General features: G+C 41.0%; 9 protein-coding genes. 6 read left to right on the top strand and 3 right to left on the bottom strand.

What is annotated here, in order from left to right; genetic code table 11:
- Entirely contained in the window at nt 1–1944 is a 1944-nt protein-coding gene (gene thrS, locus CO686_RS06920; protein ID WP_049549744.1) for a threonine--tRNA ligase, read from the top strand.
- Between the two features lie 153 nt (nt 1945–2097).
- Here thrS and CO686_RS06925 read toward each other — a convergent pair whose 3' ends face one another.
- Together CO686_RS06925 and CO686_RS06930 are read right to left on the bottom strand one after the other, a co-directional pair.
- On the bottom strand, nt 2098–3072 hold the full coding sequence (locus tag CO686_RS06925) for a sensor histidine kinase (protein WP_049549828.1): 975 nt from the start codon (nt 3070–3072) through the stop codon (nt 2098–2100).
- A complete protein-coding gene (locus CO686_RS06930) occupies nt 3065–3742 on the bottom strand; it encodes a response regulator transcription factor (protein ID WP_000548981.1) in 678 nt (225 codons plus the stop codon). Before CO686_RS06930 ends, CO686_RS06925 begins: the two co-directional genes overlap by 8 nt.
- Nucleotides 3743–4063: 321 nt before the next feature.
- On the opposite strand from CO686_RS06930, the gene CO686_RS06935 reads away from it, so the two are divergent.
- From CO686_RS06935 to CO686_RS06945, 3 genes are all read left to right on the top strand, one after another.
- Entirely contained in the window at nt 4064–4633 is a 570-nt protein-coding gene (locus CO686_RS06935) for a TetR/AcrR family transcriptional regulator (RefSeq protein WP_049549829.1), read from the top strand.
- A gap of 85 nt (nt 4634–4718) precedes the next feature.
- Complete coding sequence (locus tag CO686_RS06940) at nt 4719–5495, top strand: ferredoxin reductase domain-containing protein (protein ID WP_049549830.1); 777 nt, start codon at nt 4719–4721, stop codon at nt 5493–5495.
- Nucleotides 5496–5584: 89 nt separating this feature from the next.
- The gene (locus CO686_RS06945) at nt 5585–6661 is read left to right on the top strand and encodes a DUF2974 domain-containing protein (RefSeq protein WP_049549831.1); all 1077 of its coding nucleotides are present in this window, start codon (nt 5585–5587) and stop codon (nt 6659–6661) included.
- Between the two features lie 83 nt (nt 6662–6744).
- Here CO686_RS06945 and CO686_RS06950 read toward each other — a convergent pair whose 3' ends face one another.
- Nucleotides 6745–14352, bottom strand: a complete 7608-nt coding sequence (locus tag CO686_RS06950; protein WP_096753649.1) for a YSIRK-type signal peptide-containing protein — start codon at nt 14350–14352, stop codon at nt 6745–6747.
- A gap of 546 nt (nt 14353–14898) precedes the next feature.
- On the opposite strand from CO686_RS06950, the gene CO686_RS06955 reads away from it, so the two are divergent.
- Both CO686_RS06955 and CO686_RS06960 read left to right on the top strand, forming a co-directional pair.
- Complete coding sequence (locus CO686_RS06955; RefSeq protein ID WP_049501050.1) at nt 14899–16092, top strand: ferredoxin reductase family protein; 1194 nt, start codon at nt 14899–14901, stop codon at nt 16090–16092.
- Nucleotides 16093–16193: 101 nt separating this feature from the next.
- Nucleotides 16194–16823, top strand: a complete 630-nt coding sequence (locus tag CO686_RS06960) for an MBL fold metallo-hydrolase (protein WP_049489571.1) — start codon at nt 16194–16196, stop codon at nt 16821–16823.
- The last annotated feature ends 25 nt before the right edge of the window (nt 16824–16848 follow it).

Below are 16848 nucleotides of genomic sequence, written 5' to 3' on the forward strand. Positions count from 1 at the left end.
ATGATTAAGATTACTTTCCCAGATGGCGCTGTTCGTGAATTCGAATCTGGCGTTACTACTTTTGAAATTGCCCAATCTATCAGCAATTCCCTAGCTAAAAAAGCCTTGGCTGGTAAATTCAACGGCAAACTCATCGACACGACTCGTTCTATCACTGAAGATGGAAGCATCGAAATCGTGACACCTGACCACGAAGATGCCCTTCCAATCTTGCGTCACTCAGCTGCCCACTTGTTCGCCCAAGCAGCTCGTCGCCTTTTCCCAGACATTCACTTGGGAGTTGGTCCAGCTATTGAAGATGGCTTCTACTACGATACGGACAATCAAGCTGGTCAAATCTCCAACGAAGATCTTCCTCGTATCGAAGAAGAAATGAAAAAAATCGTCAAAGAAAACTTCCCATCTATTCGTGAGGAAGTCACTAAAGACGAAGCACGTGAAATCTTCAAGAACGATCCTTACAAGTTGGAATTGATCGAAGAACACTCAGAAGACGAGGGTGGTTTGACTATCTACCGTCAGGGGGAATACGTGGACCTTTGCCGTGGCCCTCACGTTCCATCAACAGGCCGTATCCAAATCTTCCACCTTCTTCATGTAGCAGGTGCTTACTGGCGTGGAAATAGCGACAACGCGATGATGCAACGGATCTACGGTACAGCTTGGTTTGACAAGAAAGACTTGAAAAACTACCTTCAAATGCGTGAAGAGGCCAAAGAACGTGACCACCGTAAACTTGGTAAAGAGCTTGACCTCTTCATGATTTCACAAGAAGTTGGTCAAGGACTTCCATTCTGGTTGCCAAACGGTGCGACGATCCGTCGTGAATTGGAACGCTACATCGTCGACAAGGAGTTGGCTTCTGGCTACCAACACGTTTACACTCCACCACTTGCTTCTGTAGAGCTTTACAAGACTTCTGGGCACTGGGATCATTACCAAGAAGACATGTTCCCAACCATGGATATGGGTGACGGCGAAGAATTTGTCCTTCGTCCAATGAACTGCCCTCACCACATCCAAGTCTTCAAACACCATGTTCACTCATACCGTGAATTGCCAATCCGTATCGCTGAAATCGGTATGATGCACCGTTACGAAAAATCTGGTGCCCTCACTGGTCTCCAACGTGTTCGTGAAATGTCTCTCAACGACGGTCACCTCTTTGTCACTCCTGAACAAATCCAAGAGGAATTCCAACGTGCTCTTCAGTTGATTATCGATGTTTATGAAGACTTCAACTTAACTGAATACCGCTTCCGTCTCTCTCTACGCGACCCTCAAGATACTCACAAGTACTTTGACAACGATGAGATGTGGGAAAATGCCCAAACCATGCTTCGTGCAGCTCTTGATGAAATGGGCGTTGACTACTTTGAAGCTGAAGGTGAAGCAGCCTTCTACGGACCAAAATTGGATATCCAGGTTAAAACTGCCCTCGGTAAAGAAGAAACCCTTTCTACTATCCAGCTTGACTTCTTGCTTCCAGAACGCTTCGACCTCAAATATGTTGGAGCAGATGGTGAGGAACACCGTCCAGTCATGATTCACCGTGGGGTTATCTCAACCATGGAACGCTTCACAGCTATCTTGATTGAGAACTACAAGGGTGCCTTCCCAACATGGCTGGCACCACACCAAGTAACCCTCATCCCAGTATCTAACGAAAAACACGTGGACTACGCTTGGGAAGTGGCTAAGAAACTCCGTGACCGTGGTGTCCGTGCAGACGTAGATGAGCGCAATGAAAAAATGCAGTTCAAGATCCGTGCTTCTCAAACCAGCAAGATTCCTTACCAATTGATCGTTGGTGACAAGGAAATGGAAGACGGAACAGTCAACGTTCGTCGCTACGGACAAAAAGAAACACAAACTGTCCCAGTAGATGAGTTTGTCGTAGCAATCCTTGCTGATATTGCCAACAAATCACGCGTTGAGAAATAATACTCTTCGAAAATCAAATTCAAACCACGTCAACGTCGCCTTGCCGTACTCAAGTACAGCCTGCGGCTAGTTTCCTAGTTTGCTCTTTGATTTTCATTGAGTATAAGAGCCTAGCATAAAAGCCTCCATTCGGAGGCTTTTTCTCATTTATGTTTACTCAATAACGAGCTTCACTTCAGCGAATTTAATCCGTACGGTTGTTCCTTTTCCAACCTCAGACTCGATGCGAATCTGGTGGCCCAGTTCTTCAGAAATTTTCTTAGATAGATAAAGTCCAAGTCCAGACGACTGCTGGGTCAAACGCCCATTGTAGCCTGAAAAGCCACGTTCAAAGACTCGGAGCACATCGCTGTTTTTTATCCCGATTCCCGTATCCTTGATACAGAGCTCCTGACCTTCCATATAAATCTCTAGCCCACCATCTTTGGTGTATTTAAGGCTATTTGAAAGGATTTGTTCAATGACGACCAACAACCACTTCTTATCGGTCACGATGATTTTGTCAAGGTCATGTAGATTGAGCGCCAGTCCTTTTTGGATAAAGAAAAGGGCATACTTGCGAACCACTTCCTTCACCAGATCCTCCACTTGAACCTTTTCAAATACCAAGTCATCGTGGAAGCTTTCCAAACGAAGATACTGCAACACCAGATTGGTATAGGAGTCAATCTTAAAGATTTCCTGTTCCAGTTGCTGCTTGGCCTCACGATCAGAGACTTCTGCTACCAAGAGACGACTCGCTGCAATGGGGGTCTTGATTTGATGAACCCACAAGGTGTAGTAGTCCAGCAAATCCGTAAGCTTACTTTGGGCTTCCGACTTCTTTTGATACAATTCAGACTCACGCTCTTCGAGCTTTTCTGCTAGCGCACATTCCAGAGGAGACTTGGGGTCTCTCTCAGCATAGAGTACTTCCTGACGGTAAACCTGAGCTTCTGCAAATATATCCCAAGCTAAAAATAAGAAAGTCAAAAAACTACTGAGCAGAAAGAAATAAAGAAAATAAGTTCCTAGACTAGCAAATAAAAACTGAAAGAGAAGGACGAGAAAGCCTAATGAAAAAATATAGGCAAAAACGCGACTGCGAGAACGCAGATAGGCTAGAAAAAATGATTTCCAATCAAGCATGTTTCAGTCCGTATCCTATCCCTTTCTTGGTTTCGATAAAGCCTGCCAATCCTTGTTCCTCCAACTTTTTACGCAGGCGAGCAACATTGACAGACAAGGTATTGTCATCGATGAAAAAGTCGCTATTCCAGAGTTCCCGCATCAGGTCATCACGCGCCACGATATTGCCAGCATGTTCAAACAAGACCCGCAAAATTTGAAATTCATTCTTGGTCAAACTCAGAACTTCCCCTTGATAGTGCAAGTCCATGGACTTGGTATTGAGGATCACACCCGCATACTCTAGCAGACTTTCATCACGGCCAAATTCATAGGAACGGCGCAATAAGCCCTGAACCTTGGCCAGGAGCACCTGCTGGTCAAAAGGCTTGGTCACAAAGTCATCTGCCCCCATATTGATCGCCATGACAATATCCATAGCCTGATCTCTCGAAGAAAGAAACATGATGGGTACCTTGGAAATCTTGCGAATCTCTTGACACCAGTGGTAACCATTAAAAAGAGGCAGACCAATATCCATGAGGACCAAATGAGGTTCTGACTGAACAAAAAGACTCAATACTTCCATAAAATCTTCTACCAAAACGACCTCAAAACCCCACTCAGAGAGCAGTTTCCCAACTTGTTGCCGAATAACTTGGTCATCTTCTACTAGTAAAATCTTGTGCATGCGCTCCTCCTTTGTTATTTCTCAAAGTATCAAAACCCTTCATATCAGATTTACGGATCAGTATCTCATACTGTTTAGCAGCCTATTTCCCAAATCCAGATCAGAAAACAGATGCTAAATAGAGAATATTCCCACTGATATCATACCTTATTTTTAATTATAGTTCCAGCCTTATCCTATATTTTCCTTTTTGTGCTCATTTAGTTAGCATTTCTTTAACTTATTTAATAGATCTAGCCTTCTTATTGACAAGCTAGCCATGATTTGTTAGAATATGAATGAACAAATGAATTTATTCATTCATGAAACAAAGGAGGTTAAATCATATTGGACAAAAAACAATCTTTAAAGACAGCAGCCTATGAAGTTTTTTCGAAAAAAGGTTACAAGGCAACAGGTATTTCAGAAATTGCTAGGCAAGCTGGTGTTGCAGTTGGTTCTTTTTATAACTATTACGAGAGTAAAGAAGCCATTTTTCTAGACATCTATATAGATGAAAACAACCGTGTTCGCCAAGCTATGATCGAAGAACTGGATTGGGAAATTGACATGATCGACCTCATTGGTCAACTATTTGCTCAGTCCAGAACTCTCGTTTCTTCCAATAAAATCCTTGCAGAATGGTACAATCCTGCCATCGCAGATGAGTTGCACAGCTACTATTCCTCGGAAGAAGGCAAAGTCGCAAATCCTTTTCATCAGTTTCTAGTTAAAACTTTTACAAATCGTATGCAGGCTGAAGGGTACTCGCCAGAAAAGATTCAAGATATTTTACAGGTTTATAATCTGTTTTACTATATGGATATGCATATCACGGAAAAAGATTTTCCAGATATTGGCAAAACTGTTGAAATACTTGCAACCAACTTCATTAAAGGAGTTCTAAAATAAAGAATGGATTTCTTTATTTTTTGAAAAGATATGAATGAATTATTTTTTAGTTCATTCATAATATTAAGAACAGGAGTCATAAAAAATGAAAAGAGGTAAAAAAATGTTTATTATCATTCTATCAACACTTGGAGCGCTATGTATTATAACTTGGGGTGCCATCGCTTATCTTGGACGAAGCCAGACATTATCGATAAAATCCATCGAAAACCCCAGCGGAGATCTATATTTAATTCATATCACAAAACCGAGTCATCAAATTTGGAAAGCTGGGGCTTATGCTAAGTTTACACTCCCTGATACCTCGTCCGCTGCTAGGAAAAACGAAGCCAAGGGTGAGCAGACCAGTCGATGGCTAACCATTGCCTCCACACCTGATGAAGATGAAATTCTCATTTTGACTCATAATAGTGGTAGCCGCTTTAAGAACACCTTGACACATTTACCGGCTGGCAGTGAGATTGAGATGAGTTGGTTGGATTCCTCTTTAACCATTAAAGATACGAATCAGCCACTAGTTTGCTTTGCATCTGATGTCGGCATTTCTGCTCTACGCCCCCTTATCAAAGAATGGGCTGGTAAATGTCCGATTATTCTCAACCATTTTGACAAAGGAGTTACTATTTTCGATAATGAGATGAAAGAACTGGCTCAAAAAACATCGAATTTTACTTATAAAACTAGCGATGAACTTTCTCAAAGTCAAGAATTTTTAAAACGTGCTATTGATGAATACGGCAATCAAGCCAGCTATCTCATCACAGGTCAGCCTGATGATGTAAATGAGATGAAGAATTTTTTAAAGGAAAATGGGATTGATAACAAAAACATACAAGTAAGCTCGTTTAGAGGTTTGAAATAGGAGCAATCTATCTTCTATGTATTTCAATCAAACCCTACTAGCTAATTCTAGGTAAATGTGGTAGGATAAACATAGAGAAAGGAGCTTTTATGGCCAATATTTTTGACTACTTAAATGATGTAGCATACGATTCCTTTTATGACCTCCCCGTGAACGAGTTAGATGTTCTTGCCTTGACTGAATTAACCTATCTTCCTTTTGATGATGTAGTTACCCAAGAACCAAAGCGCCTCATAGATCTTGCACCTCAAATCCCTAGAGACACGACGATGTTGACCAATAAGAACCGCCTCCAGTTGTTGGATCAACTCTCTCAACACAAACGCTTTAAAAATTGCAAGCTATCAAATTTTATCAACGATATTGATCCTGAATTGCAAAAACAGTTTGCAGCCATGACCTATCGTATCAGTCTCGATACTTATTTGCTTGTTTTTCGTGGGACGGATGATAGTATCATCGGTTGGAAAGAAGATTTCCATATGACCTATATGAAGGAAATCCCTGCTCAAAAACATTCTCTCCAGTATTTAGAGAACTTTTTTGCTCAACATCCTAATCAAAAGGTTATTCTAGCAGGACATTCAAAAGGGGGCAATCTAGCTGTCTATGCTGCCAGTCAACTTGATCCAAACTTACAGAAAAACATTGTCGCTGTCTATACTTTTGATTCCCCTGGGCTTCACAAGGAACTAACCGAAACACCTGGCTATCAAAACATGATGGAAAGAACGAAAGTATTTGTCCCACAAGGTTCTATCATCGGGATGATGCTGGAAATTCCGGACAAAAAAATCGTCGTTCGAAGCACCTCTCTAGGTGGCCTTGCTCAGCATGACACTTTTAGTTGGCAGGTTGAAGACAAACACTTTGTCCAACTGGACGAGACCAATAGTGACAGCCAGCAAGTCGATACCACCTTCAAGGAATGGGTTGAAACAGTCCCTGACGAAGAACTGCAGCTCTACTTTGACCTCTTTTTTGGAATTATTCTTGATGCAGGCATCTCCTCTATCAACGACCTTTCTTCCTTCAAGGTCATTGAACACATTCATCATCTCTTTGTCCAAGCCCAATCCCTCACTCCCGAAGAAAGAGAAACCATGGGACGCTTAACCCAACTCTTGATTGATACCCGTTACCAAGCTTGGAAAAATCGAGTATAGACAAAAAAACCAACTAACCTAATGATTAGTTGGTTTTTTGTTTAAGAAACTAATGGATACTACTTAGAATCTCGAGTATAGAATTAGTCTTCTTTTTTCTTGCGAGACACAAGTCCAAATCCGCTCATCAAACCAAGTACTCCTAGAGCTGCCAAAGCTGCATGATCTTCCGTACCAGTATTAGGTAATTCTTTGGTTGCTTTAGTAGTTGGAGATTGCTCAGTCGGCTTTTGTTGAGGGTCAGTAACAACTTTTTCGTAGACATGTTCTGTGTCCCCGTTTGGAAGTTTCTTAGTCTCTACGAAGCGGTAACCTGGAATATCTTTCTTAGGTTGTTCGCCGTCTTCGGTTGGATAACCTGGAATGTCATTCCCTTCCTTATCCTTATGACTGGTCTTCACTTTTTCGTAGACATGTTCTGTGTCCCCGTTTGGAAGTTTCTTAGTCTCTACGAAGCGGTAACCTGGAATATCCTTCTTAGGTTGTTCGCCGTCTTCGGTTGGATGACCTGGAATGTCATTCCCTTCCTTATCCTTGTGGCTGGTCTTAACCTTCTCATAAACGTGTTCTGTGTCGCCGTTTGGAAGTTTCTTAGTCTCTACGAAGCGGTAACCTGGAATATCTTTCTTCGGTTGTTCACCGTCTTCGGTTGGATAACCTGGAATGTCATTCCCTTCCTTATCCTTGTGGCTGGTCTTAACCTTCTCATAAACGTGTTCTGTGTCACCGTTTGGAAGTTTCTTAGTCTCTACGAAGCGGTAACCTGGAATATCTTTCTTCGGTTGTTCACCGTCTTCGGTTGGATAACCTGGAATGTCATTCCCTTCCTTATCCTTGTGGCTGGTCTTAACCTTCTCATAAACGTGTTCTGTGTCACCGTTTGGAAGTTTCTTAGTCTCTACGAAGCGGTAGCCTGGAATATCTTTCTTCGGTTGTTCACCGTCTTCGGTTGGATAACCTGGAATGTCATTCCCTTCCTTATCCTTATGACTGGTCTTCACTTTTTCGTAGACATGTTCTGTGTCACCGTTTGGAAGTTTCTTAGTCTCTACGAAGCGGTAACCTGGAATATCCTTCTTAGGTTGTTGGCCGTCTTCGCTTGGATAACCTGGAATTTCATTGCCTTCCTTATCCTTGTGACTAGTCTTCACTTTTTCGTAGACATGTTCTGTGTCGCCGTTTGGAAGTTTTTTGGTCTCTACGAAGCGGTAACCTGGAATATCTTTCTTAGGTTGTTCGCCGTCTTCGCTTGGATAACCTGGAATTTCATTCCCTTCTTTATCCTTGTGACTAGTCTTCACTTTTTCGTAGACATGTTCTGTGTCGCCGTTTGGAAGTTTTTTGGTCTCTACGAAGCGGTAACCTGGAATATCTTTCTTAGGTTGTTCGCCGTCTTCGCTTGGATAACCTGGAATTTCATTCCCTTCCTTATCCTTGTGACTAGTCTTCACTTTTTCGTAGACATGTTCTGTGTCACCGTTTGGAAGTTTCTTAGTCTCTACGAAGCGGTAGCCTGGAATATCTTTCTTAGGTTGTTCGCCGTCTTCGGTTGGATAACCTGGAATGTCATTGCCTTCCTTATCCTTATGACTGGTCTTAACCTTCTCATAAACGTGGACCACATTGCCTTTTTCATCAACCTTAGTTTCAACAATTTTATATCCTGGAATATCTTTCTTAGGCTGCGAACCATCTTCACTTGGTGCTAGGATATTTCCTTTAGTATCAACAAATGAAGTATTCGGACGTACAGTAGGGATGTATTTAGCTGTAATCGGGGTTCCATTCTTATCAACACGTTTAACTGTTACTCCAGTTGCTCGACCTACAAATTCTGGCTCTGGTGTGAAAGTAACTTTTCCAGCTTCATCAATAGTATATGTACCCTCGCCTGGTACCTTCTTCTCTGTTGTACCATCGTCAAAGGTCGGCTTAACTGTTTCATCAATTTCTACCGGAATTTCTTTACCATTGATTGTTACTTTTCCGCCTTCAAATGTTGGTGTTCCTGATTGAGGTTGTCCTTTCGGACCTTCTGATTCAGAATCTTTTGAAGTAGGTGTAACCGGGATAACAACTGGGGTATACTTAGCTGTAATTGGGGTTCCGTTCTTATCAACACGCTTAACAGTCACACCTGTTGCTTGACCTGTAAATGTCTTCTCGGGAGTAAAGGTTACTTTTCCAGTTTCATCAATAGTATATGTACCTTCACCTGGAATTGTCTTCTCTTTTGTACCATCATCAAACGTTGGTTTGACTGTTTCATCAATTTCAACAGTTTTCTCAATACCATTAACTTTGACTTTTCCACCTTCAAATGTTGGTGTTCCTGATTGAGTTGCACCCTGAACATCTGTTGTAATAACATCCGAACTTGTTGGAGTTGCTGGTTTAACAACTGGAGTGTATTTAGCTTTTACAGGAGTTCCATTCTCATCTACACGTTGAACTTCTACACCTGTTCCTTTTCCAGTAAATTGTGGTTCTGGCTTAAATTCTACCATACCATTATTTACAGTATAAGTTCCTTCGCCTGGAATGACAATTGGTTGATCTGTTGGTTTTCCTGTTTTTGGATCAATAAGTTCAAGACCCTTGGCTTCATCAATAGGAACAATTTTTTCCACTCCATTAACAGTAACCCTACCACCTAGGAATGTAGGCACTCCTTTTTGAGTTGCACCTTGAATGTCTTCTGTAACAGCATCAGTAGCTGTTGGAATTGCTGCCTTAACAACTGGAGTGTAGCTTGCTGTAACGGGGGTTCCATTCTTGTCTTCACGTAAAACTTCAACGCCTGATGCTTGACCTGTAAAGGTTTTTTCAGGAACAAAGGTTACTGTTCCGTCCGGTGCTACAGTATAAGTACCTTCACCCGGAATAGTGATAGAATCCACAACATTTCCAGTTTTAGAATCAATCAATTTAGCTGGAACAGTGTCATTCATCTCAACAGTAACTTCTTTTCCATTGACAACTGCAGTTCCACCTTGGAATTCTGGTTTTCCAGTTTGAGTTGCACCTTGAACATCTTCAGAAGTCGCAGGAACTCCAATAGGATTTACTGGGATAATTTGTGGCGTGTAAGTTGTCGTCACTTTAGTTCCATTTTCATCTTCTGCTTGCACAGTTGCTGGAGTAACCTTACCAGAATACAATTTATCCGTTGGACTAAAGGTTACCTTTCCAGTTGTTGGATCAATAGAGAATGTACCAATTTCAGTAGTCCCATCTTCAGCATAAGCTGGAGTTGTCTGACCTGCAGGAACTTCATTTCCTTCTTTATCAAGAAGTTTTACTGAACCTTGTTTAATTGGTGCAATTGCATCACCTTGAACAAATGTAGGGGTGCCTGTTTGTGTTGCTCCTTGAATATTTTCAGAAGTTGCTGGAGTTGCTGTTGGTGTAACTGGCGTAATCAATGGTGTGTAAGTTGTTTCAACCGAAATACCATTTTTATCTTTAGCCTGTACACGCACAGGTTGAACTTCACCACTATAAGTCTTATCAGTTGGGGTAAAGACTGCAACGGCTTGTTCACCAACTGTTTTCAGAGTATATGTACCAATAACATTTCCACTAGGGTCTTTAGCTGGAACAGATGTTGCTGGAGTTCCGGTTTCATCTAAAAGAGTGAAAGTAGCTGGGTCAATATCTACAGTCACCTGTTTACCATCCAGTGTAGTCGTACCACCATTGAATGTTACTGTACTTTCTTGAGTTGCTCCTTGGACATCAACTGACTTAGCAGGTTCTGCTGTTGGAGTAACACCTACAATATGTGGAGTATAAGTTGTCTTAACTTTTGTACCATTCTCATCTTCAGCCTGAACTGTTGCAGGTTGGACTTTACCTTTGTAAGTCTTATCGGTTGGACTGAATGTTACAGTATTTGAAGTTGGGTCAATTGTATATTCCCCTACTTTGTTACCATTCTCATCCAAAGCATCTACTGAAGCTCCAGGTGCTACCGGAGTACCATTCTTATCAAGAAGAACAGCTGAGTTCGGCTTGATTGGAGCAACAGAGTGTCCTTCTTTGAATGCTACCGTTCCTGTTTGAGTAGCGCCTTGGATTCCAGTTGATTCTGCAGGAGTTGCTGTTGGAGTAACTGGTGTAACAGTTGGAGTATAAGTTGCTGTCGCTGTAGCGGTAATAGGTTGTCCATCTTTATCTTGACCAAGAGTTGCTGTTAATGATACAGTCACTGGGGTTGCTGTACCTGTGAATGTTTTCAACGGAACAAATGTCACAACACCAGTTTCATTATTAATTGTGTATGTTCCTTGACCATCAATTGTTACTTGGTCAACTAAGTTACCAGTGGTAGGATCTACCAACTTAGCAGGTGAAGTAGCACTTGGTGCCACAGGTGAGCCATCACCAACAGATGTAAAGGTTGGAGTACCTGTTTGAGTCGCTCCTTGAACATCTGTGGATGTTACATTATGACCTTCAATCGTGTCTGTTACTGTGATGTGGTAAGTTGTTGTAGCTGTTGATGAGCCAGCCCCATGATCCACACCAGATTCAGTTCCACCTATTGTAGCATCTGTTGTGTAATTGCCATTACTATCAATAACGTCAACTGTTACTGTATAGACTCCCACTTCACTCAGTGTATAACCACTAGCAAGATTATAGTTGTTTGCATCTTGTTTAGTGTCATAAACCTTCTGAACTCCTGAAGGAGATGTTACTGTAATACGAGTAATGTAAGTTGTTTTTCCGTACTTAGTATCTTCTGCATCAGAGATTGTCACTGCAGCTTTTGCTTCATTACGGAGATCTACCGCAGTTCCTTTAGTAGAAGTATAATCTTGTGAGCTTGCAGTTGGTTTCGTATTGACAACAGTCGCAACATCTGAGTTAGTTGCGATTGTTCCTCTAATGATTCCACCAAAACCTGATTTAGTATGAACTTCCCATGAATCATCACCCAACTTTTTAGCAGTAACTTCTGTTCCATCTGATGATGTCCATGTGTTTGAATGTTTGTCAAAAGTAATAGTTACTGACATACCATCGCCAGCTTGGTTAGTATTTTGAGAAACATATTCCGTCATTGGACGATCAGGAGTAGTTACACTGGTTACATTTCCATCTTTATCAAGTTGACGAGTATATTCGTAAATGAAGAATTTCATACCGCCATCTAGTTTCGCTTCAGTGTATACTTGGCGTTTTGTCCAAGTTGTAGTCCCATCTCCATTTGCTGTTTTCACTTCGGCATAGTCAGCAGGAAGCTCCCAGTGACCAGATGTACTATTTAAAACTGCAGTGTGTTTTTGCCCATCAGTTCCATTCAATTCAACTCGCTCACGTAAGAAAGTTCCCTTAACATTTTCAGCTGATGCTTCTACTTTGATATTATCAACACCAACTTTTGCAGTTGCTTCTGACGTGACTGGAATATTAAAGACGGTATTTGAATCTACAGTACCTAATTCTTGATTTTCAGAAACAGCTGTGTTGGTTGAACCACTGTCTACGAGCCATTTTCCATTAACTGCTTTTAGATTGGTTACAGTACCATCCGGCATTGTTATCTTAGCTCTTGATGCACCTTTAGAAATTTTAACTGGTACAACCGTTGAGTAAGTCTCAACGTTTTGAACCTCAACCTTTGGTTTCACAACTAATGTTACGGTAGCATGTGCTTCTTGTCCAGATTGGTTCCAGACATTATTATTAGCCAACTTATCATAATCTTTTGCAAATACGGAGACTGTGTAAATTCCTGCTTCAGTTAATTTTCCAGAAATGATTCCTCTCCCCATATTCGTTTGATCAGCAGCTTGCTCATCAGAAGTACTGTTTGAAACACTATAGCTAGTACCTGGAATTAGGACTTTAGAATCATCTAATTGTTCACCAATGGTGTTATATCCTGAAACTCCTGTCACTGCTCTAGAAAATCTTTGAGGCACTCTTACAACTTTTCCTTCAACCGTCGTGTAGTTATAAGTTCCTCGACTATTTGCTGGTGTTGCACTGGCACCTGATTCGTCATAGAATTGAATGTTTACATTAGCATCATCACCTACTTTACGATCATAACGCTCAGAGTCTGACTTTATTTTAGGAGGTGTGCTATCTTGCCACCCGACCCAACCAGCACGAAGATTCTGAATTTGGAAAGTTACTGTTCGACCATCTGTATTGGTCGCAGTAATATTAAATCGTAAATCATAAACTCCATTTTCAATATCCGCTATAACTTTTCCTTGAATTGTGTCTGTTTCTGAATCGTATGTCAATCCCGGCACAAGGTTAGTTGGGGTTACAGAAGTTAAACTCCAACCAGCTTGCTTGGCATTTTCAGAAACAGCGATACGATCTTTCAAGCCTTTAATTAGTACACGATCAATTCCTTGTTCGTAACCCAATCCATAAATTTCTGTAGCTAGGTATTCATAACCACCATTAGCAGAGTAAATCGATGTTGCAGCGTTTAAAATTCTTGACCCATCCGCACGGAGTTTGTTTCTCCAAAGAGGGGCTTCTTCTGCTAATTTTTTAGCGGCATCAGGGGTTAATGGATAGTCTACACGTCCTTTGTTGTTATGACCAGTTTTTCCACCTTGTTCTGTATGCATCCCATTTCCAGCATTTGTATCATTACCAACCCGCTGATTAGAATAGACTTCAATCTCTAGACCTGTAGCATCAGTACCTTTAATTAATTTAATTTCTTGTACCGGGATCGTATAGGTATCTTTACCAGTATGATTTGCAGCGTTTGTTTCCGATGCATGAGTTGTGTTAGAACCCTCTTCAGCATAGAAATCTTGAGCAGCCAAAGCTACTCCGAAGTTTCCATCTTTTCCGATTCCTGCTTTTTTTAGTTCATTATATACTGCAAGAATTGACTCGTTCAAACGTGACAATTGTTCATTGCCTTGTCTAGCTGTAACGCTATCCGTAACTAACACTTTTTTAGCTTCCGCAATAACTTCTTTATTATTAGCTATCGCCGCCTCAATTGCCGCTTTGTTTTCAGCCTCAAGCTGATTTTTCCGGATTGCTTCAGTTGCTAAAACATTGGTTACCTCAGCTTCAGAGGTAACTTGTTCTAAGACTTTTTTAGCTTCTTGGACTGGTTCGACAGTTTCTTTTGTTTCTTCTACTTTTTCTGCTTTTTCTGTAGCAGTGGTCGCCACTGGTTTGACTGCTGTAGTTGCTGCTGTTTTCTCAACTTGTTTCCCAGCTTCGTCTGACTCAACTACAACTGTAATCAAAGCTTCAACTTTAGCATGCTCTGCATCGATATCAGCCTGTTTTGCAGTTTCGTTTGCAAGAACTGCCTTTGCCGCAGTCAATACTTCATTTGCAGTAGCTATCGCTGTTGCATCAGCTTTCTTTGCAGATGCAATCTTCGCTTCTAACTCAACTACTTTTTTAGTCAGAGCAGTCTTATCAACTTTTTTAGTCTCTACTACTTTTTCTGACGCCTTAGCTTCAGATTTCTCCGCCGTTATAGTTGACTCCGACTCCTTTGTTGCTACTGGTGTTGTCGTTGCCACTGTTGCATCTGCACCTTGTACTTCCGCTGCCGATACCGCACCATTACCTAGGAACATCATCAAACCGGTCGCAATTGCCACCGACGCTGCCCCAAAGCTGTACTTCCGAATGCCATAACGAATGTACTTCTCCGTTCTAAAACCCTGTTGCTTACTCTTCATAAGATACACAACCTCCCTATTTTCATTATGTTGATATTGAAATATAGAAAAACAAAATTTCTTTCTCTCCTTAAAAAGGCTTTTAAATTTTGATATTTCAAAAGGATTATATCCTCGTATTCAATATGCATATTCATACTAACACTTTTCCCTATCTTTTTCAACAACTTTTATAATTTTATTTTAGAAAAATACAAAAATAATTTAATGGTAAATGCTTTAAAAAAGCAATATTCACGATGGTTTACAGCGTGTAAATTCCCGGAATCATTTATCTTATAATTAAATAAAATACACTTTAATGTATCAATTTATTTTTTAGAGTCTTGTAGAAGTTAAATTTTCCCAAGTCTTACATTGTTATAACAAAAAATTTTCTATAAGAAGTGCACAAATTTAACAGTATATTTCTTAGCCATTATTTATAGATTATCATGAAGATTTGACTTAGAGGCCTAGAACCTTGACTAGAGATTCTTTTTTTGTTAAAATGTAACAAATATTATTACATCTAATATAAGATAAATCCATGAAAGGAATTCTACTATGAAATCATTAAAAGGTATTTTATTTATCGGACTTAGTATGCTTCTGACTATTCTGGCTTGGCTCAGTTCAGGCGCTAATCAGTTTCTAATCCCTGGTTTAGCTCTCACTACCCTCTCACTTACTTTTATACTAGCTAGCCGTTTACCCTTGCTTGAGGCTTGGTTTAACGGACTTGAAAAGATGTATCTAGCTCATAAATTCACGGCTTTTCTATCCATACTCCTACTAACCCTACACAACTTTAGCATGGGTGGTCTCTGGGGTTCGCATTTGGCCGCCCAGTTTGGAAATATTGCTATCTATATCTTTATCAGCATCGTTCTGGTTGCCTATCTGGGACAGTACATCCAGTATGAAGCATGGAGATGGATTCATCGATTGGTTTATCTAGCCTATATCTTTGGCCTTTTTCATGTTTTGATGATCATGGGAAATCGTCTCCTCTCCTTTAGTTTCCTAGGTTTTATCTTTGGAATCTATGCTCTTTTAGGCTTGCTTGCAGGTTTTTATATTATTTTCCTTTATCAAAAGGTCGGTTTCACCTATCTTGGAAAAATCGTAGGAATCAAACGACTCAACCACGATACGACTGAAATTGAAATAGAACTCAGTCACCCTTTCACCTACGAATATGGACAATTTGCCTTTCTAAAAATTTTCCAAAAAGGTTTTGAGACTGCTCCACACCCTTTCTCCATCTCTGGAGGGCAAGGACGAACTCTTTATTTTACGATTAAAAACTCTGGTGACCACACCAAAAATATCTATGACAATCTTCAAGTTGGTAGCAAGGTTGCGGTTGATCGCGCCTATGGACATATGACTATGGAACATGGTCCAAAGCAGCAAATCTGGATCGCAGGTGGAATTGGAATGACACCTTTCATCTCTTATATCCGAGAACACCCTATCCTAGACAAGAGCGTCCGCTTCTACTATAGTTTCCGTGGAGAGGAAAATGCTGTCTACCTAGATCTACTTCGAGACTACGCTCGTCAAAATGCTAACTTTGACCTGCAGCTGGTCGATAGCAATGAAAAAGGATACCTGACTTTGGATCAAGAAGAAATCCCTGACCAGACTACAGTCTATATGTGTGGACCTCTTCCTATGATGAAGGCCCTTGCCAAGCAAATCAAGAAAAAGAATCCCAAAGCAAAACTCATTTACGAAGGTTTCAAGTTTAAATAAGATCATTGTCCCTCTAACACAAAAGAGGGACTTTCTTTTCACTTTATTTCCCTCTTCTGTGCTATACTTAGTTTAGTACATTCTTTGAGATTGGAGCCTTTATGAAAATCCATAAAACCGTGAATCCCGTTGCTTATGAAAACACTTATTATCTGGAAGGAGACCAACACCTGATTGTGGTTGACCCAGGTAGCCATTGGGAAGCTATTCGCAAGACTATTGAAAAAATCAACAAACCAGTCTGCGCGATTCTCCTGACCCACACCCACTACGACCATATTATGAGTCTAGACTTGGTTCGTGAGACTTTTGGAAATCCCCCAGTTTATGTAGCAGAGAGTGAAGCCAGCTGGCTTTATACACCTGTAGATAATCTCTCTGGTCTCCCTCGTCACGATGATATGGCAAATGTGGTCGCAAAACCTGCAGAGCACACCTTTGTCTTTCATGAGGAATACCAGCTTGAGGAATTTCGTTTTACCGTTCTACCGACCCCAGGGCACTCTATCGGCGGCGTTTCCCTAGTCTTTCCTGATGCTCATCTAGTCTTGACGGGAGATGCTCTATTCCGAGAAACCATCGGACGAACCGACCTTCCTACAGGTAGCACGGAACAACTCCTCCATAGCATTCAGACGCAACTCTTTACTCTTCCTAACTACGATGTCTATCCTGGCCATGGTCCAGCTACGACCATCGCTCACGAAAAGACTTTTAATCCCTTTTTCTAGCAAGCAAAAAACCAAGGAAAAAATC

The organism is Streptococcus oralis, assembly GCF_002386345.1.
GTDB classification, from domain to species: Bacteria; Bacillota; Bacilli; order Lactobacillales; family Streptococcaceae; genus Streptococcus; species Streptococcus oralis_S.

Excerpts from the sequence above, each read along its gene's own strand:
- thrS (WP_049549744.1), top strand. The coding sequence starts at position 1 with ATGATTAAGATTACTTTCCCAGATGGCGCTGTTCGTGAATTCGAATCT.
- CO686_RS06925 (WP_049549828.1), bottom strand. The coding sequence starts at position 3,072 with ATGCTTGATTGGAAATCATTTTTTCTAGCCTATCTGCGTTCTCGCAGT.
- CO686_RS06930 (WP_000548981.1), bottom strand. The coding sequence starts at position 3,742 with ATGCACAAGATTTTACTAGTAGAAGATGACCAAGTTATTCGGCAACAA.
- CO686_RS06940 (WP_049549830.1), top strand. The coding sequence starts at position 4,719 with ATGAAAAGAGGTAAAAAAATGTTTATTATCATTCTATCAACACTTGGA.
- CO686_RS06945 (WP_049549831.1), top strand. The coding sequence starts at position 5,585 with ATGGCCAATATTTTTGACTACTTAAATGATGTAGCATACGATTCCTTT.
- CO686_RS06950 (WP_096753649.1), bottom strand. The coding sequence starts at position 14,352 with ATGAAGAGTAAGCAACAGGGTTTTAGAACGGAGAAGTACATTCGTTAT.
- CO686_RS06955 (WP_049501050.1), top strand. The coding sequence starts at position 14,899 with ATGAAATCATTAAAAGGTATTTTATTTATCGGACTTAGTATGCTTCTG.
- CO686_RS06960 (WP_049489571.1), top strand. The coding sequence starts at position 16,194 with ATGAAAATCCATAAAACCGTGAATCCCGTTGCTTATGAAAACACTTAT.